The organism is Bacillus sp. MAG717A (assembly GCF_036884855.1).
Taxonomy (GTDB): Bacteria; Bacillota; Bacilli; order Bacillales; family Bacillaceae; genus Bacillus; species Bacillus safensis.
The window spans coordinates 1,410,976-1,437,734 of record NZ_CP145733.1 but is presented as its reverse complement, the minus strand read 5'-3'; the positions used below and the strand labels follow the sequence as shown (position 1 = coordinate 1,437,734).

General features: G+C 42.1%; 17 protein-coding genes, 2 tRNA genes and 3 rRNA genes. 14 read left to right on the top strand and 8 right to left on the bottom strand.

The features are described from left to right. Positions 1-13 precede the first annotated feature (13 nt). From mnmG to rpmH, 6 genes are all read right to left on the bottom strand, one after another. On the bottom strand, positions 14-1,900 hold the full coding sequence (mnmG, locus tag V6Z54_RS07390; protein ID WP_041089374.1) for a tRNA uridine-5-carboxymethylaminomethyl(34) synthesis enzyme MnmG: 1,887 nt from the start codon (positions 1,898-1,900) through the stop codon (positions 14-16). A gap of 17 nt (positions 1,901-1,917) precedes the next feature. Then, entirely contained in the window at positions 1,918-3,297 is a 1,380-nt protein-coding gene (gene mnmE / locus V6Z54_RS07385) for a tRNA uridine-5-carboxymethylaminomethyl(34) synthesis GTPase MnmE (RefSeq protein WP_039182936.1), read from the bottom strand. Between the two features lie 401 nt (positions 3,298-3,698). Continuing rightward, positions 3,699-4,322 (bottom strand): RNA-binding cell elongation regulator Jag/EloR, encoded by a 624-nt coding sequence (gene jag, locus V6Z54_RS07380; protein WP_039182938.1) that lies wholly within the window; start codon positions 4,320-4,322, stop codon positions 3,699-3,701. Beyond that, entirely contained in the window at positions 4,319-5,101 is a 783-nt protein-coding gene (spoIIIJ, locus tag V6Z54_RS07375) for a YidC family membrane integrase SpoIIIJ (RefSeq protein WP_087976621.1), read from the bottom strand. Before spoIIIJ ends, jag begins: the two co-directional genes overlap by 4 nt. A gap of 158 nt (positions 5,102-5,259) precedes the next feature. Next, complete coding sequence (gene rnpA / locus V6Z54_RS07370) at positions 5,260-5,619, bottom strand: ribonuclease P protein component (RefSeq protein WP_041089372.1); 360 nt, start codon at positions 5,617-5,619, stop codon at positions 5,260-5,262. Positions 5,620-5,697: 78 nt separating this feature from the next. Further along, positions 5,698-5,832, bottom strand: a complete 135-nt coding sequence (rpmH, locus tag V6Z54_RS07365) for a 50S ribosomal protein L34 (protein WP_073208224.1) — start codon at positions 5,830-5,832, stop codon at positions 5,698-5,700. Positions 5,833-6,452: 620 nt separating this feature from the next. On the opposite strand from rpmH, the gene dnaA reads away from it, so the two are divergent. From dnaA to rrf, 12 genes are all read left to right on the top strand, one after another. Beyond that, positions 6,453-7,793: a chromosomal replication initiator protein DnaA gene (dnaA, locus tag V6Z54_RS07360; RefSeq protein WP_024424073.1), complete on the top strand. Its 1,341-nt coding sequence runs from the start codon at positions 6,453-6,455 to the stop codon at positions 7,791-7,793. Positions 7,794-7,989: 196 nt separating this feature from the next. Continuing rightward, on the top strand, positions 7,990-9,126 hold the full coding sequence (gene dnaN / locus V6Z54_RS07355) for a DNA polymerase III subunit beta (protein ID WP_039175825.1): 1,137 nt from the start codon (positions 7,990-7,992) through the stop codon (positions 9,124-9,126). A gap of 150 nt (positions 9,127-9,276) precedes the next feature. Next, positions 9,277-9,492, top strand: a complete 216-nt coding sequence (yaaA, locus tag V6Z54_RS07350; RefSeq protein ID WP_008360916.1) for a S4 domain-containing protein YaaA — start codon at positions 9,277-9,279, stop codon at positions 9,490-9,492. A 16-nt stretch (positions 9,493-9,508) separates the two neighbouring features. Further along, the gene (gene recF / locus V6Z54_RS07345) at positions 9,509-10,621 is read left to right on the top strand and encodes a DNA replication/repair protein RecF (RefSeq protein ID WP_024424075.1); all 1,113 of its coding nucleotides are present in this window, start codon (positions 9,509-9,511) and stop codon (positions 10,619-10,621) included. A 17-nt stretch (positions 10,622-10,638) separates the two neighbouring features. After that, on the top strand, positions 10,639-10,884 hold the full coding sequence (locus V6Z54_RS07340; RefSeq protein WP_039175827.1) for an extracellular matrix/biofilm biosynthesis regulator RemA family protein: 246 nt from the start codon (positions 10,639-10,641) through the stop codon (positions 10,882-10,884). 57 nt (positions 10,885-10,941) lie between these two features. Next, positions 10,942-12,858, top strand: a complete 1,917-nt coding sequence (gene gyrB, locus V6Z54_RS07335; RefSeq protein ID WP_041089494.1) for a DNA topoisomerase (ATP-hydrolyzing) subunit B — start codon at positions 10,942-10,944, stop codon at positions 12,856-12,858. Between the two features lie 232 nt (positions 12,859-13,090). Next, positions 13,091-15,595: a DNA gyrase subunit A gene (gyrA, locus tag V6Z54_RS07330; protein ID WP_041089367.1), complete on the top strand. Its 2,505-nt coding sequence runs from the start codon at positions 13,091-13,093 to the stop codon at positions 15,593-15,595. A gap of 366 nt (positions 15,596-15,961) precedes the next feature. Further along, positions 15,962-17,510, top strand: a 16S ribosomal RNA gene (locus V6Z54_RS07325). Positions 17,511-17,605: 95 nt separating this feature from the next. After that, positions 17,606-17,682 (top strand) — tRNA-Ile (locus tag V6Z54_RS07320). A 14-nt stretch (positions 17,683-17,696) separates the two neighbouring features. Then, positions 17,697-17,772 (top strand) — tRNA-Ala (locus tag V6Z54_RS07315). A 98-nt stretch (positions 17,773-17,870) separates the two neighbouring features. Then, positions 17,871-20,801: ribosomal RNA gene (locus V6Z54_RS07310) — 23S ribosomal RNA — on the top strand. 61 nt (positions 20,802-20,862) lie between these two features. Beyond that, positions 20,863-20,978, top strand: a 5S ribosomal RNA gene (rrf, locus tag V6Z54_RS07305). The 16S, 23S and 5S rRNA genes sit together here with 2 tRNA genes alongside, the layout of an rRNA operon. A gap of 11 nt (positions 20,979-20,989) precedes the next feature. Here the strand turns inward: rrf and V6Z54_RS07300 are convergent. Then, positions 20,990-21,958, bottom strand: a complete 969-nt coding sequence (locus tag V6Z54_RS07300; protein ID WP_041085275.1) for a YaaC family protein — start codon at positions 21,956-21,958, stop codon at positions 20,990-20,992. A 121-nt stretch (positions 21,959-22,079) separates the two neighbouring features. Between V6Z54_RS07300 and guaB the strand changes: the two genes are divergently transcribed. Then, positions 22,080-23,546, top strand: a complete 1,467-nt coding sequence (gene guaB / locus V6Z54_RS07295; protein WP_073980019.1) for an IMP dehydrogenase — start codon at positions 22,080-22,082, stop codon at positions 23,544-23,546. A gap of 160 nt (positions 23,547-23,706) precedes the next feature. Continuing rightward, on the top strand, positions 23,707-25,032 hold the full coding sequence (locus V6Z54_RS07290; protein ID WP_041085273.1) for a D-alanyl-D-alanine carboxypeptidase family protein: 1,326 nt from the start codon (positions 23,707-23,709) through the stop codon (positions 25,030-25,032). A gap of 42 nt (positions 25,033-25,074) precedes the next feature. Here the strand turns inward: V6Z54_RS07290 and V6Z54_RS07285 are convergent, their stop codons facing one another. After that, a complete protein-coding gene (locus V6Z54_RS07285; protein WP_338527855.1) occupies positions 25,075-26,553 on the bottom strand; it encodes a PLP-dependent aminotransferase family protein in 1,479 nt (492 codons plus the stop codon). Positions 26,554-26,759: the final 206 nt, after the last annotated feature.

Here is a 26,759-nt window from a genome sequence, read left to right as displayed (position 1 = left end):
GCCGACATCCTTTCTATTCTGCTATCTTCGCAATACGCCCCTGCTCTAAATATACTAAAAGGATAGAAATATCAGCAGGGTTAACGCCTGAAATACGAGAAGCCTGTGCAACAGAAAGCGGTCGGACTTCTTTCAGCTTTTGTTTCGCTTCAGTTGCAATCCCTTTGATAGCGTCATAATCAATACGATCAGGAATCTTTTTGTTCTCCATCTTTTTCAGTTTTTCAACTTGCTGGAGTGACTTTTCAATATAACCTTCGTATTTAATTTGAATCTCTACCTGCTCACACACATCAGAAGGAAGCAGTGTTTCAGCAGGAGCTAATTTCACAACAGATTCATAATTCATTTCTGGACGCTTCATCAAATCGCTTGCACGAATGCCGTCCTTCAGCTCACTTCCACCGAGTGAACGAATAAATTCTTGAGTCTCTGCTGTTGGTTTAATGATGACAGAATATAAACGTTTTTTCTCTGCTTCGATGGCTTCTTTTTTCTGCTGGAATGCTTGGAATCTTTCTTCAGAAATTAATCCAATTTGATAGCCAAGTTCGGTTAATCTTAAATCAGCATTGTCATGACGTAGAAGTAGACGATACTCAGCACGTGATGTCAAGAGACGGTATGGTTCATTTGTTCCCTTTGTGACAAGGTCATCGATGAGAACACCGATATATGCATCAGATCGGCTTAAAATGACTTCTTCTTTACCTAATGCTTTTCTTCCTGCATTAATACCTGCCATAATCCCTTGACCTGCTGCTTCCTCATAACCAGACGTACCATTAATTTGGCCAGCTGTATATAATCCAGAAATTTTCTTCGTCTCAAGTGTAGGCCACAATTGAGTAGGTACAATCGCATCATACTCGATGGCATAACCCGCTCTCATCATTTGTACATTCTCGAGTCCTGGGATGGTTGAAAGCATGCGCTGCTGTACATCCTCAGGAAGACTTGTAGACAATCCTTGAACATAAACTTCCTGTGTATTACGACCTTCTGGCTCTAAGAAAATTTGATGTCTCGGTTTATCATTGAAACGCACCACTTTATCTTCGATGGACGGGCAGTATCTAGGGCCAGTTCCTTTAATCATACCTGAATACATTGGAGAACGGTGTAGATTCTCATCAATTATTTGATGAGTCTCTAAACTCGTGTATGTTAGCCAGCATGGCAGCTGGTCAGTAATATATTCAACCGTTTCATAGGAGAATGCCCGCGGGACATCATCACCTGGTTGAATTTCTGTTTTACTATAGTCAATCGAGTGACTATTCACTCGAGGAGGTGTTCCTGTTTTAAAACGAACCAAATCAAATCCTAGTTCTGCTAAATGATCCGATAATTTAATGGAAGGCTGCTGGTTATTTGGACCGCTTGAATATGAAAGGTCTCCTAAAATAATGCGGCCTTTTAAGAAAGTCCCTGTTGTTAATACAACAGACTTCGCACGATAGTTCGCCCCTGTTTGAGTAACAACACCTTTACATTCATCATCTTCTACAATTAAATGATCTACCATACCTTGCAGCATTGTCAGGTTTGGTTCATTTTCCATTGTTTTTTTCATTTCATGCTGATATTGGAACTTATCTGCTTGCGCTCTTAACGCACGGACAGCAGGTCCTTTCCCCGTATTCAGCATGCGCATTTGAATATGCGTCTTATCTATATTTCGTGCCATTTCTCCGCCTAGAGCATCAATTTCTCTGACAACAATCCCTTTTGCGGGGCCGCCTACGGACGGATTACATGGCATAAAAGCAACCATATCGAGGTTGATAGTCAATACAAGTGTTTTGGCGCCCTGTCTTGCAGAAGCAAGAGCAGCCTCAACTCCAGCATGACCGGCACCCACGACGATTACGTCATAATTGCCAGCTTCATAACCCATTTCTTATGTTCCTCCCTTTACTTTCCTAAACAGAATTGAGAGAATAACTGATCAATCAAGCTTTCATGAACAGCATCCCCAATAATTTCACCTAGCTGTTCCCAGCAGCGTGTTAAATCTATTTGAACTATGTCGATCGGTACGTCCATTTCAATTCCTTCAAGAGCATCCTCAATGGATTGTTTAGCTGCCTGAAGGAGGGCAATATGCCTTGTGTTACTTACATACGTTAAATCTCCACTTTCAATTGAACCCGTGAAGAATAGTGATTGAATCGCAATTTCAAGCTCATCAATCCCTTTTTCTTGTAATAATGATGTAGTAACCACCGGACGATCCTTCGCTAACTGCTTGACCTTTTCGATATCAAGCTTAGGCTCAAGATCTGTCTTATTCACGATCACGATGATATCCATGCCTGAGACGGCCTCAAATAGTTTGATATCCTCTTCTGACAATTCCTCGCTATAATTGAGCACAAGTAAAATCAGGTCAGCTTCTTTTAAGACCTGTCTAGATCGTTCAACCCCAATACGCTCAACAATGTCCTCCGTCTCACGTATACCCGCAGTATCGACTAAACGAAGCGGTACACCTCTAACATTTACATATTCCTCAATGACATCTCTCGTTGTTCCAGGAATATCCGTTACAATCGCTTTTGTTTCCTGTACAAGACTATTCAACAAGGAAGACTTCCCAACATTCGGTCTTCCAATAATGACAGTGGATAAGCCCTCGCGAAGTATTTTCCCCTGCTGAGAAGTCGTTAGCAGTGACTCAATTTCCTTTTTCACTGATGTTGCCTTTTCAACTAAGACCCGATGCGTCATTTCTTCAACATCGTCATACTCAGGATAGTCAATATTGACTTCAACATGGGCCAGAGTTTCCAATATCTCGCCGCGAAGTCGTTTAATCAAACCGGAGAGGCGACCCTCCATTTGAGTAATCGCTACATTCATCGCACGATCTGTCTTTGCGCGAATCAAATCCATTACCGCTTCAGCCTGTGAAAGATCAATTCTTCCATTTAAGAAAGCTCGTTTTGTAAACTCACCTGGCTCCGCTAATCTTGCTCCTTCTCTTAAAGCAAGCTGCAATACTTTATTGACCGTTACAATTCCGCCATGGCAGTTAATCTCAATAACGTCTTCTCTCGTAAATGTTTTTGGCGCTCTTAATACTGACACCATGACCTCTTCTATTACTTGCTCAGTGCTAGAATCCACAATATGACCATAATGAATCGTATGAGAATCCACCGATATAAGTTTTTTCTCCTTAGGGCCTTTATACATCCGATCAGCAATCTGTACCGCATCAGGCCCGCTTAAACGAATAATCGCAATTGCTCCTTCACCCATCGGCGTAGAAATTGCTGCAATTGTATCCATCACTCATTCACCTCTTTCTCTACTGAATAAACAGTCTGTTATCTATTAAATGGACATTGTCCATCTCTATATCAAAAACGCTTAATCCAAAATTTAAAGATACCATAAATGAAAGCGAAGTGAAAGTAACCCATATCTAATTATCCACAGCTTTGCATCTTATCTATTTTAACACTTAACTTATCCACATGTGAATAACGACGTTTGAAACTTGTCTTCACATCTTACACCTAAATCCAATAAATTTAAACGCCCTGACCCCTTTACTTACTTGTTAAAATGGCGTTTTACACTCATATCTCACACTTAATTTTTAGAAATAAAGGATGAATCATCTATAAAAAGCAATTTTTCAATAAAAAAAGACTAAAATCCAGCTTTGCTGAATCTTAGCCTTTCTGCTATTTTTTATACAGCACCACAACATGACGCTTGCTGCCTGTATCTTCAGATGCCGTTGCAAGTTCTTTAGAGAATGCAGCAATCGCATCATGAACAATTTTTCGTTCATTCGAAGGCATTGGTTCTAAATGAACCTTTCTCTTCGTTTTTAAAACCCGATTTGCTGTTTTGACGGCATATTGTTCAAGTGCTTCTTGTCGTTTCTTCCTATAATCGCCAATATCAATTGTTATATGATGATATTGATCAGAATAACGATTAAACACTAGCTGTACCAGAGTTTCTAAAGAATACAATGTTTGGCCTCTTTTTCCAATCATTAATGACGTTTTATCTCCATCAATGTGGAAAGAAATCTTTTTCGGTTCCTGTTTGGAAATAATCTTTGCTTTAGGATCAATAGACTTAACAATTTTATCTAAATACTGTGTAGCTAATTTAAGTGCATTTATCTTTTCTACTAACTTGACCACAGCTTGTCTTTTACCAAATAATCCTAAAAACCCTTTATTTCCTTCATCTACTATTGTGATTTCTACTTCTTCTTGTAGTAGCTGAATTTGTTTAAGTCCGGAATCTACTGCTTCTTCGATTGTGCGACCGACAGCAGTTATTTCCTTCATTTTTTATTCCCGCCAGCTTTTTCTTTTGTATCTACTTTCACTTGAGGTGTTTTAATCACCAATGTTTGAATGATCATGAAAATGTTACCTACAACCCAGTACAATGAAAGTGCTGCTGGGAAACTAATTGCAAACACAACGATCATAATCGGCATCACCCATAGCATGATGGCCATTTGAGGGTTGTCCGAAGGATTTCCAGCCATCATCAGCTTTTGCTGAATGAAAGTAGCTACACCCGCAATAATCGGTAATAGGAACAATGGATCTGGGCTACCTAAGTCAAACCATAAGAATGTATGCTTTTTAATTTCTGCTGTTCTCATAATTGCATGATAGAAACCAATAAGGATTGGCATTTGAATTAAAATTGGGAAACAGCCTGCTAACGGATTGACGCCATTTTTTTGAAAAAGGGCCATTGTTTCCTGCTGAAGCTGCTGCTGTGTTTTTTGATCTTTAGAGCTGTATTTTTCACGAAGCTTTTTCAATTCAGGTTGTAATGCTTGCATCGCTTTTGTACTTCTTAACTGTTTAATCATTAATGGTAAAATAAGCAAGCGGATTAACAGTGTCACAATAATAATCGCTACACCATAGTTTTCACCAGTTAAGTTTGCCATGTACGTGATTAATTGAGATAGCGGGTAAACAATATAAGAATTCCAGAATCCCTTACTATCTGATGTAATTGGTTCATTGATCTGTGTACATCCTGCCAATAAAACCAATACGCCAATCAAGCTAAATATTAGTAATAATCGCCTTTTCAACAAGATTCCTCCCATTACTTCAAACTTTATTTAAGTTGGAATTGATTACGAAAGTGACTTACCTAATCAGTATGGTAACATTTTTTCTTTGCAAAGTGGTGGTTTCATTTTAATTCACTAGATGAAGGAAGCGCTTTTAAAAATTGATTCAACGAAAGTTTCTATTACGAAGACTTTTTCGGTTGTTGTTGATAAACAGCGGATTTTCTAAATAAATGTTGGAGAGACTTCTTTGTTTCTTCAAAGGTCAATTCACTCGCTGGTTTTCGTGCAATGACAATGTAGTCTTTTTGTTGCTTTAACTTATGACCTTCCTCTAAAAACACCTGACGGATCAGTCGTTTAATTCGATTTCTTATCACTGCATTACCAATCTTTTTACTGACAGACAATCCTAAACGCAGTTCATCTTGATTTGGTTGATCCAGCTGGTAAATAACGAATTGGCGATTTGCCATTGATTGACCTTTTTTGAACACCTTTTGAAACTCTTCATTTTTTTTTAGCCTGTTTCGCTTCTTCATGTTTTCTTCCACTCCGATAAAAACTGACAGTTCATTTACGATTTTATGTAAAAAAGACCACTGACATTATTCAGTGGCCTAAGCTGATAATTTTTTTCTACCTTTGCTGCGGCGTCGCTTTAAAACTAGACGTCCGTTTTTAGTACTCATACGGCTGCGGAAGCCATGAACTTTACTACGCTTACGGTTATTTGGTTGAAACGTTCTTTTCATTTATGACACCTCCCTGAGGAATAGCTGTTTAAGACAGTCTAACTCATTATATTTGTGTAACCCATCGATTGTCAATATCAATGATAAAACTCTTATTATCAACCTTATAAGCATAACATAAGTCATCAAACGAAGAAACCTTCTTTTTTAGTTTCCAGCATTTTATTCTTTTTTTCCTCCTAAAAGACCTTCAAAACATGGATGTGGATATTTTTCCGGCATATTTAGACTATCCACACCCATTATCGACATTTTTTTCACACAAATAACCGATGTGGATAATTATTTTTCAACAGGATGTAAAGTGTGTGGATAAGTTTGTGACACCCATTGCACCATCTTGTTTATTTTGATATTATATTTGTGTTTTAACTCTTAATTACTTATCTGGCCCATTTATATTATCCACAAATTGTGGATAACCTGTGGAAAGTTATTACACAGCCTGTTGAATTGTTTATCCACAGCTTGTGTAATTTGTCGAAAAGACGTTTTTCTACTATATTAATTGTTTTCAACAATGTATGTGCACGAATGGTGATGACCATTTGCTCTTTTTCGTGTTCTATAACAGTTTGATACTGGTCATTTTAAAAAGAAAAGGAGGGGGGAGAAGCCTTATGGAAAATATTTTGGATCTGTGGAATAAAGCACTTCAAAAAATAGAGACAAAATTGAGCAAACCCAGTTTTGAGACATGGATGAAATCGACAAAAGCCCATTCTCTTCAGGGAGATACGCTTACAATTACGGCACCAAATGAATTTGCTAGAGATTGGCTCGAGTCAAGATATCTTCACTTAATTGCTGATACCATCTATGAACTAACAGGTGAAGAGCTCAGCATTAAATTTATTATTCCTCAAAATCAGGACGAAGAGGAAGCCATGCCAAAGTCTCCAATCAAAAAAATGTCTAAAGAAGAGCCCGTTGACATTCCACAAAATATGCTGAATCCAAAATATACATTTGATACTTTTGTTATTGGTTCAGGCAACCGTTTTGCTCATGCCGCTTCACTTGCAGTCGCGGAAGCACCAGCAAAAGCATATAACCCGCTTTTTATTTATGGGGGCGTTGGTTTAGGAAAGACTCACTTGATGCATGCGATTGGTCATTATGTGATCGACCATAATCCATCAGCCAAAGTGGTCTATCTATCATCTGAAAAATTTACTAATGAATTTATCAACTCAATCCGAGATAACAAAGCTGTCGACTTCCGTAACCGTTATCGGAATGTAGACGTGCTTTTGATAGATGATATTCAATTTTTAGCAGGAAAAGAACAAACTCAAGAAGAGTTTTTCCATACATTCAACACACTTCACGAAGAAAGTAAGCAAATCGTCATTTCTAGTGACCGGCCTCCGAAAGAAATTCCGACACTTGAAGACAGATTGCGCTCTCGATTTGAATGGGGGTTAATTACAGACATTACCCCGCCAGATCTAGAAACACGTATCGCAATTCTGCGCAAAAAAGCAAAAGCAGAAGGCTTAGATATTCCAAATGAAGTCATGCTTTACATTGCCAATCAAATCGACAGCAATATTCGTGAGCTGGAGGGTGCTTTGATTCGTGTCGTTGCTTACTCATCTTTAATTAATAAAGACATTAATGCAGATCTAGCAGCTGAGGCACTAAAGGACATCATTCCTTCATCGAAGCCAAAGGTCATTACAATTAAAGATATTCAGAGAATTGTAGGGCAGCAATTTAATATTCGATTAGAGGATTTCAAAGCGAAGAAACGTACGAAGTCAGTTGCTTATCCAAGACAAATTGCCATGTACCTCTCTAGAGAAATGACCGATTCCTCTCTTCCTAAAATCGGAGAAGAATTTGGCGGCCGTGATCATACGACTGTCATTCATGCTCATGAGAAGATTTCGAAATTAATCGTTGAAGATGAACAGCTTCAGCAGCATGTCAAAGAGATCAAAGAACAATTAAAATAACCAAGCTGATATAATGAGTACGGGAAAATGTGAATAACTAGAGCATAGTCATACACAGTCTGTCCACATGTGGATAGGCTGTCTTTCCTTTCTTTTTCTCGACTTATCCACATATTCACAAGCCCTACTATTACTTCTACGATTTTTATTAATAAAATATATATACATGTCATTAAGAAAATTTAGGAGGACCACTATGAAATTCACGATTCAAAAAGATCGTCTTGTCCAAAGTGTCCAAGATGTATTAAAGGCCGTATCCTCTAGAACAACGATTCCTATTTTGACAGGGATTAAAATTGTTGCGTCTGATGAAGGGGTTTCTCTAACAGGAAGCGATTCTGATATCTCAATTGAATCTTTCATTCCTCAAAGAGATGGAGATTTAGAGGTTATCACCATCGATCGTCCGGGAAGTATCGTGCTTCAAGCCCGCTTCTTTAGTGAAATTGTAAAGAAACTACCTATGGCTACTGTCGAAATTGAAGTAGAACAAAATCACCTGACCATCATCCGCTCTGGTTCAGCAGAATTTAACTTAAACGGCTTAGATGCTGAAGAATATCCGCATCTTCCACAAATTGAAGAGCATCATGCATTTCAAATTCCGACAGATCTGCTTAAAAACTTGATTCGTCAAACTGTTTTTGCAGTGTCCACCTCAGAAACACGACCTATCTTGACAGGTGTAAACTGGAAAGTTGAAAAAGGTGAATTAATATGCACGGCGACGGATAGCCACCGTCTTGCTTTAAGAAAAGCGAAGTTAGATATTAACGAGGAAAGTTCGTATAATGTCGTCATTCCAGGGAAGAGTTTAACAGAGCTAAGTAAAATTCTTGATGATGGACAAGATCTTGTAAGCATCGTCATTACAGAAACACAAGTTCTTTTTAAAGCACAAAACGTCCTGTTCTTCTCAAGATTGCTGGATGGTAATTATCCAGATACAGCTCGTCTGATCCCGCAAGAAAGTAAAACGGATGTCGTAGTCAACACGAAAGAGTTCCTTCAAGCCATTGATCGTGCATCACTTTTGGCAAGAGAAGGACGTAATAATGTCGTGAAACTGTCAGCTGATCCTGAACAAAGCCTTGAAATCTCTTCTAATTCGCCTGAGATCGGTAAAGTGGTGGAGACGGTTCAAGCAGATGATATTAAAGGGGAAGATCTTAAAATCTCCTTCAGTCCAAAATATATGCTGGATGCGTTAAAAGTATTAGAGGGAACCGACATTCATGTAAGCTTCACTGGTGCAATGAGACCGTTCCTGCTGCGTACGCCGAATGATGATTCTATCTTGCAATTGATTCTTCCGGTAAGAACGTATTAATTCAATCTAAAATGGCTGCTGTGTGAGTGCACAGCAGCTTTTCTTCTCATTTTCCATGCTTTCTTTCATCCCAGTTCGCTTTCCCCCTTTCCTTCTTGTCTTGTTTTTTAGTACAATTAGATATTAGTGATATTGAAAGAGGTCGATACAATGCCTAATCTTATAACCATTGAAACAGAAATGATTACATTAGGGCAGTTTTTGAAATTAGCCGAAGTCATCCAATCTGGCGGAATGGCGAAATGGTTTTTGAGTGAACATGAGGTGTTCATTAATCAAGAGCCAGATAATAGACGGGGACGCAAACTATACCCAGGAGATGTTGTCGAGATTGAAGGTTACGGCACATTTCAAGTTGTGAATTAGAAACGGGTGACAATACATGTACATTCAAAGTCTGGCGTTAACTTCATACCGAAATTATGAACACACCGAGCTTCAATTCGACAATAAGGTGAATGTCATGATCGGTGAGAATGCCCAAGGTAAAACGAACTTGATGGAAGCGATCTATGTATTGTCGATGGCAAAGTCTCATCGTACGTCAAATGATAAAGAACTTATCCGATGGGACCAAGACTATGCTAAAATAGAAGGTAGAGTCATTAAAAAAAATGGTCCACTCCCAATGCAGCTCGTGATCTCAAAAAAAGGGAAAAAGGGTAAGGTCAATCACATTGAACAACAGAAGCTCAGTCATTATGTTGGTGCGTTAAACACCATCATGTTTGCGCCAGAGGACTTAAGTCTTGTGAAGGGCAGCCCGCAAATCCGCAGAAGATTCCTCGACATGGAGATTGGACAAGTTTCTGCTGTCTACTTGCATGATTTATCGCTCTATCAAAAAATCCTCTCTCAGCGTAATCATTACTTGAAACAATTGCAGACAAGAAAGCAAACGGATCAAGCGATGCTGGAGATTTTAACAGAGCAGTTGATTGATGCGGCAGCGAAAGTTGTCAAAAGACGACTGACTTTTACGAAACAGCTCGAAAAATGGGCGCAGCCGCTGCATTTTGGGATTTCTAGAGAGCTAGAAACACTCACGCTCCAATACCAGACGGCAATAGAGGTATCAGAAGCGTCAGACTTGTCGAAAATAAAGAATAGCTATGAAGAATCGTTTCAGAAACTAAGAGAGAGAGAAATTGACCGAGGGGTGACACTGTGGGGACCTCACAGAGATGATCTGCTTTTCTTTGTAAATGGTCGGGATGTTCAGACATATGGCTCTCAAGGGCAGCAAAGAACAACAGCTCTTTCACTAAAGCTGGCAGAAATTGATCTGATACATGAAGAAATCGGAGAATATCCTATTCTTCTACTTGATGATGTTTTATCTGAACTTGATGATTACAGACAGTCTCATTTGCTCCATACCATTCAGGGACGTGTCCAGACCTTCGTCACCACAACAAGTGTTGAAGGTATCGATCACGCCACCCTGAAAGAAGCGGAAATTTTCAGAGTAGCCAGTGGAAAAGTAATTGACTGATAAATGAGGTGTGAGTCTTGTATATTCATTTAGGTGATGATTGTGTTGTTTCTACACGAGAGATTGTCGCAATTGTTGATTACAAAATGAGGTCGTCTTCTGTTGTAGAAGAGTTTCTACAAAAACAAGAGAAACAAATCATTTCGTTATCCCAAGGGACACCCAAATCCATTGTCGTCACAACTGAATCTGTTTATTACTCTCCTCTTTCCTCAAGCACGCTCAAAAAACGTGCTTCGTTTGTGATTGAAATTGAAGTCTAAAAGCTCAATTCATATAAATATATCGTTTAAGAAAAGTGTAGGTGAATGTACGTGGCAATGGAACAGCAACATAATAGTTATGATGAAAATCAGATACAGGTGCTTGAAGGACTAGAAGCTGTTAGAAAACGTCCAGGAATGTACATTGGGTCAACCAATGCAAAAGGACTTCACCATCTTGTATGGGAAATTGTCGACAACAGTATTGATGAGGCATTAGCTGGTTATTGTACAGACATTACAGTGCAAATTGAAAAAGATAATAGCATTACAGTAAAAGATAATGGCCGCGGGATTCCTGTTGGAATTCATGAGAAAATGGGGCGTCCTGCCGTAGAGGTCATTATGACTGTTCTTCACGCTGGCGGTAAATTCGACGGCAGCGGTTATAAAGTATCAGGCGGTCTACATGGTGTAGGGGCATCTGTTGTAAATGCATTATCTACTACCTTAGACGTGACTGTATACCGTGACGGAAAAATTCATTATCAGCAATTCAAACGCGGCGTTCCAGTGGGAGATTTAGAGGTTATTGGTGAAACAGATGTAACCGGGACAACCACTCACTTTGTGCCAGACCCGGAAATTTTCACGGAAACCATTGAATTTGATTACGATACACTTGCCAACCGTGTTCGTGAGTTGGCTTTCTTAACAAAAGGTGTAAACATCATCATTGAAGACTTGCGTGAAGGAAAAGAGCGGAGAAATGAATACTGCTACGAAGGCGGTATTAAGAGTTATGTAGAACATTTAAACCGCTCAAAAGAAGTCGTTCACGAAGAACCTGTTTATATCGAAGGTGAGAAAGACGGAATCACGGTGGAAGTGGCATTACAATACAACGATTCCTATACAAGCAATATCTATTCCTTCGCCAACAATATCAACACGTATGAAGGCGGAACACACGAAGCTGGCTTTAAAACCGGTCTAACGCGTGTCATCAATGATTATGCTCGTAAAAATGGCGTATTCAAAGATGGGGATTCGAATTTGAGCGGTGAAGATGTGCGAGAAGGCTTAACAGCCATTATCTCCATCAAACATCCAGACCCTCAATTCGAAGGACAAACGAAGACAAAGCTTGGGAACTCAGAAGCGAGAACCATCACTGACTCCCTTTTCTCTGAAGCACTTGAGAAATTCTTGCTTGAAAATCCTGATTCTGCGAAAAAAATTGTGGAAAAGGGACTGATGGCGGCTCGTGCAAGAATGGCTGCCAAAAAGGCTCGTGAGCTGACAAGACGTAAAAGTGCGCTGGAAGTCTCCAGCTTACCTGGGAAACTTGCGGACTGTTCTTCAAAAGATCCATCCATCTCTGAGCTCTATATTGTAGAGGGAGATTCTGCGGGCGGATCTGCTAAGCAAGGTCGTGATCGTCACTTCCAAGCGATCTTACCGTTAAGAGGGAAGATCCTAAACGTAGAAAAAGCTCGTTTAGATAAAATTTTATCGAACAACGAAGTTCGTGCAATGATTACAGCGTTAGGAACTGGAATCGGAGAAGACTTCACTTTAGAGAAAGCACGCTATCACAAAGTTGTGATCATGACAGATGCCGATGTAGATGGAGCGCATATCCGAACGCTTCTCTTAACATTCTTCTATCGTTACATGCGTCAAATCATTGAAAACGGTTATGTGTATATTGCACAGCCGCCTTTATATAAAGTGCAGCAAGGAAAACGTGTGGAGTATGTGTATAACGATAAACAGCTGGATGAGCTGTTGAAATCACTGCCTCAAACACCAAAGCCTGGACTTCAGCGTTATAAAGGTCTTGGAGAGATGAATGCGACTCAGCTTTGGGAAACAACAATGGATCCTGGAGCAAGAACACTTCTTCAAGTCACACTTGAGGATGCAATGGATGCTGATGAGACATTTGAAATGCTGATGGGAGATAAAGTAGAGCCGAGACGGAACTTTATCGAAGAAAATGCACAATACGTGAAAAACCTTGATATTTAGATGAATCCCTCCTGAGAACAACCTTATTTCTTGTTTGGAATAAGGTTGTTTTTCAAGAAATAGGTGTGTAAAACGAATGTCCTGGTTTTCCGTGTTTTCGTTGATTTTCTAGTAAATTAATGTGTATAAAGCCGAGATTATTGATATAATGGAGAATAGTCTTGTGAAGATAAATACATATTTTACTCCCACATAATTTATTTCATGTGATACGTAAAGGGAGGTTCTTATAGTGAGTGAACAACATACACCAAATGTACGTGAAGTGAATATTAGTCAAGAAATGCGTACGTCCTTTTTAGATTATGCAATGAGTGTTATTGTTTCGCGTGCATTACCAGATGTGCGAGACGGATTGAAGCCCGTGCATCGAAGAATTTTGTATGCGATGAATGACCTAGGTATGACAAGTGATAAACCATTTAAGAAATCTGCACGTATCGTTGGGGAAGTTATCGGTAAGTACCACCCTCACGGTGACAGCGCTGTATACGAAGCGATGGTTCGTATGGCGCAAGACTTCAACTATCGAAATATGCTAGTTGAAGGACACGGGAACTTTGGTTCTGTCGATGGAGACAGTGCAGCAGCGATGCGTTATACTGAGGCGCGTCTATCAAAAATCTCAATGGAGATCCTGCGTGATATCACCAAGGACACGATTGATTATCAAGATAACTACGATGGCAGTGAAAGAGAACCAATCGTTATGCCTGCTCGATTCCCGAACTTATTAGTCAACGGGGCAACAGGTATCGCTGTAGGAATGGCAACCAACATTCCGCCTCACCAACTAGGTGAAGTGATTGACGGGGTACTGGCGATTAGTCAAAACCCAGAAATGACAACACAGGAACTAATGGATATCATTCCAGGACCAGACTTCCCAACTGCGGGACAAATCATAGGCCGAAGTGGAATTCGCAAAGCATATGAAACAGGCCGAGGCTCTATTACATTACGTGCAAAGTCTATCATCGAAGAAACATCCAGCGGTAAGCAGCGGATTGTCATCAATGAAATTCCATATCAGGTCAACAAAGCCCGTTTGATTGAAAAAATTGCTGATCTTGTGCGCGATAAAAAGATTGATGGCATTACAGATCTGCGTGACGAGTCTGATCGTAATGGTATGCGGATTGTAATTGAACTGCGAAGAGACGCGAACGCCCACGTTCTATTAAACAATCTTTATAAACAAACGACACTCCAAACGTCATTTGGGATCAACTTATTGGCACTAGTTGATGGACAGCCGAAAGTCTTGTCCCTCAAACAATGTCTTGAATATTATCTAGAGCATCAAAAAGTGATCATTCGCAGAAGAACAGCATATGAACTTCGTAAAGCTGAAGCAAGAGCTCATATTCTAGAAGGTTTGAGAATCGCTCTTGACCACTTAGATGAAGTCATTGCATTAATTAGAAGCTCTCAAACTGCTGAAATTGCGAGAAATGGCTTAATGGAGAACTATAGCTTGTCCGAAAAACAAGCACAGGCCATTCTTGATATGCGTCTTCAGCGCTTAACTGGTTTGGAAAGAGAAAAGATAGAAGAAGAATACAAAGGACTTGTTGATTTGATTGCTGAGTTGAAAGCCATTTTAGCAGACAATGAGAAAGTTCTTGAAATCATTAGAGAAGAATTAACAGAAATCAAAGAACGTTTCAATGATACGCGCCGTACTGAAATTGTGACGGCAGGTATTGAAACAATTGAAGACGAAGATTTGATCCCTGTTGAGAATATTGTGATTACGCTGACTCATAATGGTTATATCAAGCGTCTGCCTGCATCAACCTACCGCAGCCAAAAAAGAGGCGGTAAAGGTGTTCAGGGCATGGGAACCAATGAGGATGATTTCGTAGAACAGCTGATTTCAACATCTACCCATGATACGATCCTCTTCTTCTCTAATAAAGGGAAGGTCTATCGTGCGAAGGGATATGAGATTCCTGAATTCGGACGAACGGCGAAAGGGATTCCGATTATTAACCTGCTTGAAGTAGAAAAGGGAGAGTGGATTAATGCCATTATTCCAGTAAGCGAATTTGATGAAGATTCGTATCTCTTCTTTACAACAAGACATGGTGTATCAAAACGAACATCATTATCTCAGTTTGCCAACATTCGAAACAATGGACTTATCGCATTAAGTCTTCGTGACGAAGATGAACTGATGGCTGTCCGTTTAACCAATGGAGAAAAACAAATCATCATTGGTACGAAAAAAGGTATGCTGATTCGTTTCGACGAGACAGACGTTCGTGAAATGGGACGAACGGCAGCTGGCGTGAAAGGAATTACGCTTTCTGAAGATGACATCGTCGTTGGGATGGAAATCCTTGAGCCAGATGCAAACGTATTGATCGTAACCGAAAAAGGATATGGTAAGTTAACACCTGAAAAAGAATACCGTGTTCAAAGTCGGGGCGGTAAAGGTCTTAAAACATGTAAAATCACTGACAACAATGGTCCGCTTGTCGCAGTGAAGGCGACGAATGCTGAAGCTGAAGAGGACTTGATGATTATTACAGGAAGCGGCGTGATCATTCGTATGGCCGTTTCAGACATTTCAACAACAGGTAGAGTCACTCAAGGTGTCCGCCTGATTCGTCTTGGTGATGATGAACATGTTGCTACAGTGGCATTAGTTGAACAATCACAAGAAGATGATGAAGAGAATAGTGAAGAAAACGTAGAAACTATAGAGTCAGATCAAGAGCAATCTGAGTAAAAATAAAGCCGGTTCTTCACCGGCTTTATTTTTTTCTAAAAAAACATGAGTTTTTTTGAAATTTATAATGCTTTTTTCATAGATATGTGTTAATCTTTCAAAGGAGCAAAAAGAGGCTCTATTTTTTATCTCTTCTATAGTGGAAACTTCTTAAAAAAATAAAATGTTTTTCAAGAAAAATGTTGACTGTTGATAGAGATATATGATATATTTAAGTGGTCGCTTTGAGAGAGTGACACACAAGTTCTTTGAAAACTAAACAAGACAAAACGTACCTGTTAATTCGAGTTTTTATAAAAAAATCCTATGATGCTTCATAGGTAGTCAGTCAAACGCTGACGAAAAGCAAAACTTCGGTTTTGTACTTTTTCGGAGAGTTTGATCCTGGCTCAGGACGAACGCTGGCGGCGTGCCTAATACATGCAAGTCGAGCGGACAGAAGGGAGCTTGCTCCCGGATGTTAGCGGCGGACGGGTGAGTAACACGTGGGTAACCTGCCTGTAAGACTGGGATAACTCCGGGAAACCGGAGCTAATACCGGATAGTTCCTTGAACCGCATGGTTCAAGGATGAAAGACGGTTTCGGCTGTCACTTACAGATGGACCCGCGGCGCATTAGCTAGTTGGTGGGGTAATGGCTCACCAAGGCGACGATGCGTAGCCGACCTGAGAGGGTGATCGGCCACACTGGGACTGAGACACGGCCCAGACTCCTACGGGAGGCAGCAGTAGGGAATCTTCCGCAATGGACGAAAGTCTGACGGAGCAACGCCGCGTGAGTGATGAAGGTTTTCGGATCGTAAAGCTCTGTTGTTAGGGAAGAACAAGTGCGAGAGTAACTGCTCGCACCTTGACGGTACCTAACCAGAAAGCCACGGCTAACTACGTGCCAGCAGCCGCGGTAATACGTAGGTGGCAAGCGTTGTCCGGAATTATTGGGCGTAAAGGGCTCGCAGGCGGTTTCTTAAGTCTGATGTGAAAGCCCCCGGCTCAACCGGGGAGGGTCATTGGAAACTGGGAAACTTGAGTGCAGAAGAGGAGAGTGGAATTCCACGTGTAGCGGTGAAATGCGTAGAGATGTGGAGGAACACCAGTGGCGAAGGCGACTCTCTGGTCTGTAACTGACGCTGAGGAGCGAAAGCGTGGGGAGCGAACAGGATTAGATACCCTGGTAGTCCACGCCGTAAACGATGAGTGCTAAGTGTTAGGGGGTTTCCGCCCCTTAGTGCTGCAGCTAACGCATTAAGCACTCCGCCTGGGGAGTACGGTCGCAAGACTGAAACTCAAAGGAATTGACGGGGGCCCGCACAAGCGGTGGAGCATGTGGTTTAATTCGAAGCAACGCGAAGAACCTTACCAGGTCTTGACATCCTCTGACAACCCTAGAGATAGGGCTTTCCCTTCGGGGACAGAGTGACAGGTGGTGCATGGTTGTCGTCAGCTCGTGTCGTGAGATGTTGGGTTAAGTCCCGCAACGAGCGCAACCCTTGATCTTAGTTGCCAGCATTCAGTTGGGCACTCTAAGGTGACTGCCGGTGACAAACCGGAGGAAGGTGGGGATGACGTCAAATCATCATGCCCCTTATGACCTGGGCTACACACGTGCTACAATGGACAGAACAAAGGGCTGCAAGACCGCAAGGTTTAGCCAATCCCATAAATCTGTTCTCAGTTCGGATCGCAGTCTGCAACTCGACTGCGTGAAGCTGGAATCGCTAGTAATCGCGGATCAGCATGCCGCGGTGAATACGTTCCCGGGCCTTGTACACACCGCCCGTCACACCACGAGAGTTTGCAACACCCGAAGTCGGTGAGGTAACCTTTATGGAGCCAGCCGCCGAAGGTGGGGCAGATGATTGGGGTGAAGTCGTAACAAGGTAGCCGTATCGGAAGGTGCGGCTGGATCACCTCCTTTCTAAGGATATATGGAGCAGCGTGCGTTTTCGTCTTGTTTAGTTTTGAAGGAACTTGCAAAAGATCCTACAACATCATATCTTCGATATGAAAGATGGGCCTGTAGCTCAGCTGGTTAGAGCGCACGCCTGATAAGCGTGAGGTCGGTGGTTCGAGTCCACTCAGGCCCACCATCTTCTATTAAATCGGGGCCTTAGCTCAGCTGGGAGAGCGCCTGCCTTGCACGCAGGAGGTCAGCGGTTCGATCCCGCTAGGCTCCACCAACGTGTTCTTTGAAAACTAGATAACAATAAGTAATACATTCACATTGAATGCAATGCAAAGTTCATCACACATAGTGATTCTTTCTAAAGTAAGAAATGGTTAAGTTAGAAAGGGCGCACGGTGGATGCCTTGGCACTAGGAGCCGATGAAGGACGGGACGAACACCGATATGCTTCGGGGAGCTGTAAGCAAGCTTTGATCCGGAGATTTCCGAATGGGGAAACCCACTGCTCGTAATGGAGTAGTATCCATACTTGAATACATAGAGTATGAGAAGGCATACCCGGGGAACTGAAACATCTAAGTACCCGGAGGAAGAGAAAGCAAATGCGATTCCCTGAGTAGCGGCGAGCGAAACGGGAACAGCCCAAACCAAGAGGCTTGCCTCTTGGGGTTGTAGGACACTCTATACGGAGTTACAAAGGAACGATATAAGCGAAGAGGTCTGGAAAGGCCCGCCAAAGAAGGTAACAGCCCTGTAACTGAAATGTTGTTCTCTCCAGAGTGGATCCTGAGTACGGCGGAACACGTGAAATTCCGTCGGAATCCGGGAGGACCATCTCCCAAGGCTAAATACTCCCTAGTGACCGATAGTGAACCAGTACCGTGAGGGAAAGGTGAAAAGCACCCCGGAAGGGGAGTGAAATAGATCCTGAAACCGTGTGCCTACAAGTAGTCAGAGCCCGTTAACGGGTGATGGCGTGCCTTTTGTAGAATGAACCGGCGAGTTACGATCCCGTGCAAGGTTAAGCAGAAGATGCGGAGCCGCAGCGAAAGCGAGTCTGAATAGGGCGCATGAGTACGTGGTCGTAGACCCGAAACCAGGTGATCTACCCATGTCCAGGGTGAAGTTCAGGTAACACTGAATGGAGGCCCGAACCCACGCACGTTGAAAAGTGCGGGGATGAGGTGTGGGTAGGGGTGAAATGCCAATCGAACCTGGAGATAGCTGGTTCTCTCCGAAATAGCTTTAGGGCTAGCCTCAAGGTAAGAGTCTCGGAGGTAGAGCACTGATTGGACTAGGGGCCCCTACCGGGTTACCGAATTCAGTCAAACTCCGAATGCCGATGACTTATCCTTGGGAGTCAGACTGCGAGTGATAAGATCCGTAGTCGAAAGGGAAACAGCCCAGACCGCCAGCTAAGGTCCCAAAGTATACGTTAAGTGGAAAAGGATGTGGAGTTGCTTAGACAACCAGGATGTTGGCTTAGAAGCAGCCACCATTTAAAGAGTGCGTAATAGCTCACTGGTCGAGTGACTCTGCGCCGAAAATGTACCGGGGCTAAACGTATCACCGAAGCTGCGGACTGTTCTTACGAACAGTGGTAGGAGAGCGTTCTAAGGGCTGTGAAGCCAGACCGGAAGGACTGGTGGAGCGCTTAGAAGTGAGAATGCCGGTATGAGTAGCGAAAGACGGGTGAGAATCCCGTCCACCGAATGCCTAAGGTTTCCTGAGGAAGGCTCGTCCGCTCAGGGTTAGTCGGGACCTAAGCCGAGGCCGAAAGGCGTAGGCGATGGACAACAGGTTGATATTCCTGTACCACCTCCTCACCATTTGAGCAATGGGGGGACGCAGGAGGATAGGGTAAGCGCGGTATTGGATATCCGCGTCCAAGCAGTTAGGCTGGGAAATAGGCAAATCCGTTTCCCGTAAAGGCTGAGCTGTGATGGCGAGCGAAATTTAGTAGCGAAGTTCCTGATTCCACACTGCCAAGAAAAGCCTCTAGCGAGGTGAGAGGTGCCCGTACCGCAAACCGACACAGGTAGGCGAGGAGAGAATCCTAAGGTGATCGAGAGAACTCTCGTTAAGGAACTCGGCAAAATGACCCCGTAACTTCGGGAGAAGGGGTGCTTCTTAGGGTGTTAAAGCCCCGAGAAGCCGCAGTGAATAGGCCCAGGCGACTGTTTAGCAAAAACACAGGTCTCTGCGAAGCCGTAAGGCGAAGTATAGGGGCTGACGCCTGCCCGGTGCTGGAAGGTTAAGAGGAGCGCTTAGCGTAAGCGAAGGTGCGAATTGAAGCCCCAGTAAACGGCGGCCGTAACTATAACGGTCCTAAGGTAGCGAAATTCCTTGTCGGGTAAGTTCCGACCCGCACGAAAGGCGCAACGATCTGGGCACTGTCTCAACGAGAGACTCGGTGAAATTATAGTACCTGTGAAGATGCAGGTTACCCGCGACAGGACGGAAAGACCCCGTGGAGCTTTACTGCAGCCTGATATTGAATGTTGGTACAGCTTGTACAGGATAGGTAGGAGCCTTGGAAACCGGAGCGCTAGCTTCGGTGGAGGCATCGGTGGGATACTACCCTGGCTGTATTGACCTTCTAACCCGCTGCCCTTATCGGGCAGGGAGACAGTGTCAGGTGGGCAGTTTGACTGGGGCGGTCGCCTCCTAAAATGTAACGGAGGCGCCCAAAGGTTCCCTCAGAATGGTTGGAAATCATTCGCAGAGTGTAAAGGCACAAGGGAGCTTGACTGCGAGACCTACAAGTCGAGCAGGGACGAAAGTCGGGCTTAGTGATCCGGTGGTTCCGCATGGAAGGGCCATCGCTCAACGGATAAAAGCTACCCCGGGGATAACAGGCTTATCTCCCCCAAGAGTCCACATCGACGGGGAGGTTTGGCACCTCGATGTCGGCTCATCGCATCCTGGGGCTGTAGTCGGTCCCAAGGGTTGGGCTGTTCGCCCATTAAAGCGGTACGCGAGCTGGGTTCAGAACGTCGTGAGACAGTTCGGTCCCTATCCGTCGCGGGCGCAGGAAATTTGAGAGGAGCTGTCCTTAGTACGAGAGGACCGGGATGGACGCACCGCTGGTGTACCAGTTGTTCTGCCAAGGGCATCGCTGGGTAGCTATGTGCGGACGGGATAAGTGCTGAAAGCATCTAAGCATGAAGCCCCCCTCAAGATGAGATTTCCCATTCCGCAAGGAAGTAAGATCCCTGAAAGATGATCAGGTTGATAGGTCTGAGGTGGAAGCGTGGTGACACGTGGAGCTGACAGATACTAATAGATCGAGGACTTAACCTATATTCTAATGTGAAGCATGAACATTGTTATCTAGTTTTGAGAGAACATTCTCTCCATCAGGTTTGGTGGCGATAGCGAAGAGGTCACACCCGTTCCCATACCGAACACGGAAGTTAAGCTCTTCAGCGCCGATGGTAGTTGGGGGTTTCCCCCTGTGAGAGTAGGACGCCGCCAAGCTTCTATAAGGATCAGTTCCAGTCGGAACTGGTCTTTTTTGTTTTTTCTTCTAACAGCATCATGATGTAAGCTGGGAACTTCTCTTCTGCAATCTCCATGTAGCGTTCAATCATGACGTAATCGTCGCTAATGTATTGAGACAGCAGCTCGTACCACCATTCTGTTTCGTAGCGGGCAATCATACTAAGGTTATACATTAATAAGTAATGGCTTATGATCTCAGGAATCCCTAGAAAAGCATCTCGTGTTGACGGTATAAACCATTGATCCATTTCTAAATCATAATGAAGATGAGTAGCGAGTGCTGGGTTTTCTTCAAGAAATACATCAAACGTCAATTTCTTAGCCTCTCTCTGTTTGAGTTTCCAGCTTGTATGGAACTCAAAGTATTCAATAAAGCGTTCAGCAGACATGTTATAAAGTAATGGAATATGATCTTGAATCATCATTCCATTCGCCTTTTCCACTTTAACTAATGTCGCGGGCTGCTTTTGAAACTCAAGAATATGACTCATTTCAGGTATTTTGGACAGGAGATGGATCATTGTAAATCGCTCATCTTCAAGACCTCTTAAATGAAATAGATGCTTTAACACATGCATACATAGCCCGTTTCTTTGGATTTTCACTTCATCTTCACTAAAACGGTAATGCTGTTTCTTTCTCTTTCTCGATGTTACGCCATGAGCTAAAACAGAGGTTTGAGAAGGATAATGGGGATCAACTGTCAGCAAACATGCTTTTAGCAGCTGTGCCATTCCATAAAACAATAAAATGGGTTTAAGTTCTAAAGGTGCATTCGCAGCCTGCTCATAAAACGTATGGCCATGTTTTAGAAAGTAAATAAATCGTTCACAGTTTTTATAGGCTTGCTGATTTGCATCTGGAATGTTCCGTTTCTCATATTGTTGAAATAGAAACTTTTGGGAAGTTTCTAGCGAGTAAAAACGTTTTAAATCCTTCCATCCTGAACTTTTCATCTTCTTCCTCAACTCTCTTTATATTTTCTAAAAATTGCAACTGTTTGTTGCTTCCTTGACATGCTGTTTGCTAGTTGATAATCTACATATAATATTTTGCCGAAAAGAGGGGGATTTACTAATGTGGGAAAGTAAATTTTCAAAAGAAGGTTTGACGTTTGACGATGTTTTGCTTGTTCCAGCAAAGTCTGAAGTACTTCCGCGTGATGTCGATTTATCAGTGGAGCTAACAAGTACATTAAAACTAAACATTCCAATTATCAGTGCTGGAATGGATACAGTGACGGAATCACAAATGGCGATTGCAATGGCACGTCAAGGTGGTCTTGGTATTATTCATAAGAACATGTCCATTGAACAGCAAGCAGAACAGGTGGATAAAGTAAAACGTTCAGAGCGCGGCGTTATTACAAATCCATTCTTCTTAACACCAGAGCATCAAGTATTTGATGCAGAGCATTTAATGGGTAAATACCGTATTTCAGGTGTGCCGATTGTCAACAACGAACAAGACCAAAAGCTTGTTGGTATTATTACGAACCGTGACCTTCGTTTTATTTCGGATTATTCAATGAAGATTAGCGACGTGATGACAAAAGAGGAACTTGTGACAGCTTCTGTTGGTACAACGTTAGAAGAAGCTGAAAAAATCTTACAGCAATACAAGATTGAAAAATTACCTCTCTTAGATGATGAAGGAACGTTAAAAGGTCTTATCACAATCAAAGATATTGAAAAAGTGATTGAATTCCCTAACTCCTCTAAAGATGCACATGGCCGTTTAATTGTTGGTGCCGCTGTTGGTGTCACTGGCGATACAATGACACGTGTGAAAAAATTAGTCGAAGCCAATGTGGATGTTATTGTCATTGATACAGCACACGGTCATTCTCAAGGTGTTCTAAACACTGTATCGAAAATCCGTGAAACGTATCCTTCTCTTAACATCATTGCTGGTAATGTTGCAACAGCTGAAGCAACAAAAGCATTGTTTGAAGCAGGAGCAGATATTGTGAAAGTCGGTATCGGACCAGGATCTATTTGTACAACACGTGTTGTTGCAGGTGTTGGTGTACCGCAAATCACAGCGATCTATGACTGTGCAACAGAAGCAAGAAAACATGGTAAATCTATTATTGCAGATGGTGGAATTAAATATTCAGGTGATATCGTGAAAGCACTAGCATCTGGCGGACATGCTGTTATGCTGGGAAGCCTTCTAGCTGGTACATCTGAAAGTCCAGGAGAAACAGAAATTTTCCAAGGTAGACGCTTCAAAGTCTATCGTGGTATGGGTTCTGTTGCTGCAATGGAAAAAGGAAGTAAAGATCGTTACTTCCAAGAAGATAATAAAAAGTTCGTTCCTGAAGGAATTGAAGGCCGTACACCATACAAAGGGCCAGTCGTTGATACAGTGTATCAACTAGTTGGCGGTATTCGTTCTGGTATGGGCTATTGTGGAACACAGGATTTACGTACTCTTAGAGAAGAAGCACAGTTCATTCGTATGACGGGTGCAGGACTTCGTGAGAGTCATCCACATGATGTACAAATTACAAAAGAATCACCAAACTACACAATATCTTGATAAATTGTGACAATCAAATTACATTTGACAGGGTCTATGACTCTGTCTATTTTTTTTGTCTTTATTGTGATAAAATTTATACTGTTGTGTTGAAATAAGCCCTTGTGGATTACATATATATGAAAAACGTCGAAAAAAGATGAATACGGAGGTATGACGATTGAACAGCAAGATATTGAAACAGCTTATGGTCTCTATCCTTGCATTGGCATTGATTGTTACAGCATTTACACCAATGTCCAAAGCAAAGGCTGCTGAAGATCCATTCAGTGTGAATGCGAAAGCAGCGATCCTTATTGAAGCTTCTACAGGTAAAATTCTTTATAGTAAAAACGCAGATCAAAGACTGCCTATTGCAAGTATGGCAAAAATGATGACCGAGTATCTATTACTAGAGGCGATTGCTGAAGGTAAAGTGAAATGGGATCAAAAGTATACGCCAGATGATTATGTATACGAAATTTCTCAGGACCGCAGTTTATCTAACGTTCCTTTGAGAAAAGATGGTTCGTATACAGTAAAAGAACTTTATCAAGCAACGGCTATTTATTCGGCAAATGCAGCAGCGATTGGTTTAGCAGAAGTGATCGCTGGATCAGAATCGAAGTTTGTTGAAAAAATGAACGCGAAAGCAAAAGAACTTGGTTTAACAAACTACAAATTCGTGAATGCAACTGGTCTTGAAAATAAAGACTTACATGGCCAACAGCCAAAAGGGACAGGTCCTGATGAAGAAAGTGAAGTATCGGCAAAAGATATGGCATTGCTTGCACAGCATCTCATCAAAGACCATCCAGAAATTCTTGAAACAGCAAGTATTGCGAAAACGAAGTTCAGAGAAGGCACTGACGATGAAATGGACATGCCTAACTGGAACTTCATGCTTAAAGGACTTGTGAAGGAATATAAAGGTGTAGACGGTCTGAAAACAGGATCTACAGATTCAGCCGGTTCTAGCTTCACAGGTACGGCAAAACAAGGAGACATGCGTGTCATCGCAGTCATCTTGAATGCAAAAGGTAATCTTCATACAGCACGTTTCGACGTGGCGAAAAAACTGTTCGACTATGCGTTTAAAAACTTCACGATGAAAGAAATGTACAAAAAAGGTCAACAAATCAAAGGACATGAAAACATCGAAGTTGATAAAGGCAAAGATAAAGAAGTACCTGTTGTGACGAAAGAAGCATTTTCTGTGCCAGTAAAAAATGGTGACGAAAAGAGCTATAAAGCAAAAGTAAATATCGAGAAAAAGAACCTAGAAGCTCCTATTAAAAAAGGAACGAAGGTTGGCATGCTGACGACTTCATATTCTGGTGATGAGAAGGACTACGGTTATTTAAATAAAGACCAATCTGGTGTTGAGCTTGTGACGAAAACAGGCGATGAAAAAGCAAACTGGTTCATCCTTGCAATGCGCGGTGTAGGTGGATTCTTCGCTGGCATTTGGGGCGGAATCGTTGACACAGTAAAAGGTTGGTTCTAATAAAAAAACTGCTCTCTATACATGAGAGCAGTTTTTTTATCGTTAAAAGAAGAGCGATTGCTTCTGATTTTGAGGAGTGGATAAAGCTTGCTGAAAAATATCACATAACTTTTCCACGCCTTCGGTCAGTGCTTTTTCATTCACATAGGAAAAGCTGAGGCGGATATAATTCTGCTTCGGCTCTCCAGGATAGCAGACAGAGCCAGGCAGAAAGGTGATTTGCTGCTTACGTGCCTCGTGCAACAGTGCTCGTGTATCGACCCAGGAAGGAAAGCTAAGCCATAAATTGAGCCCGCCCTGTGGAATTTGCCACGTTACATCTTTCGGTGCGTGCTTCGTTAACACATCCATCATCAAATCGCGTCTCACCTTCAAGGCGGTTCTTAGCTTCTTCGTATGATCAATCATTTTCTTCGAGGTCAGAAACGGTAATATGGCCTTTTGTGTGAGGAGAGGACTGCCTAAGTCATTATTGGCCTTTGCAGCTAACAAACGGTTAAATATCGAGCCTGACGCGGTGATAATCCCTATTCTGCATCCTGGAGCCAGTGTTTTACTTAATCCTCGTAAATAAATAACATGTCCATCATGATCCAAGCTTTTAATAGGAGCTGGCGGCTTCTTTTCAAAATAAAGCTCACGATAAGGGTCATCTTCTACAATAAGACAATCAATGCTTTGAGCCAGTAAGAGAAGCTGTTTTCTACGCTTCATCGACATACTAGCCCCTGTTGGACTGTGGAAAGTAGGAATCGTATAGATGAGTTTCGGTTTATATTTATCACAAATGCTTTGAAGCTGTTTCATGTTCATCCCTTCATGATCGACAGGGACGGTAATGATTCTCGCTCCTCTGCCCATAAAGACATCAATGGCCCCGGGGTATGTCGGTGCTTCCATGACCACCACATCATCCGGCCCAATAAACGTACGTGCCACCAAATCAAGCCCTTGCTGAGAACCACTTGTTACAAGGATATTTTCAGGTGTAGACGGCACATCCAACTTTTCCAAAAATGATTGAATGACTTGTCGCAGCTGAAGATCACCTTGTATTTCACCATACTTCGACATGATTTGGGGATGCCTGGCTAGTACATGCTGCATCTCTTTTTCTAAATACCGGTTGGGCAAAAGCCCTGGATCGATCATAGAGGAAGAAAGGTTAATGGCTTCTTCGACATAGTGATACTGAGCGAATTGAGACCTTGGTAAATAATCTGGAATCGACAACTGCCAATCGAAAGAAGTAGATGATGGAACCGGAATCTCTGCCTGCTCTTGCTGCTCATCCACAAATGTTCCTTTACCTTGCACCGTCTTTAAATATCCGTCGTCCTTTAATTGGGTGTATGCCTTTGCTGCCGTGACAAGACTCACATTGAGCTGCTTAGCTAAATCACGTACAGTTGGCAGCTTTTCTCCTTGCTGAAGCAAACCTGATTGAATGTGGTCAATGATTGAAAAGTAAATTTGATTAGAAAGAGATGTATCAGAGTGTCGATGGATATCAATATGCATGAAACCCCTCCATAGAATGCAACATTGTTATACATGAATTTTAATTGTTATAGTTGCATTATAGCATGTAAATCACACTTGAAAGAGAAAATGACATGTTTTTAGCTGGAAACCCTTTATATACAAGGGTTTATTCTTTTTTATCGGCTGTTTGAATTGTTATACTATTCTCTTTATTGTTATACTTTCTCGCTTGTATGATAAAG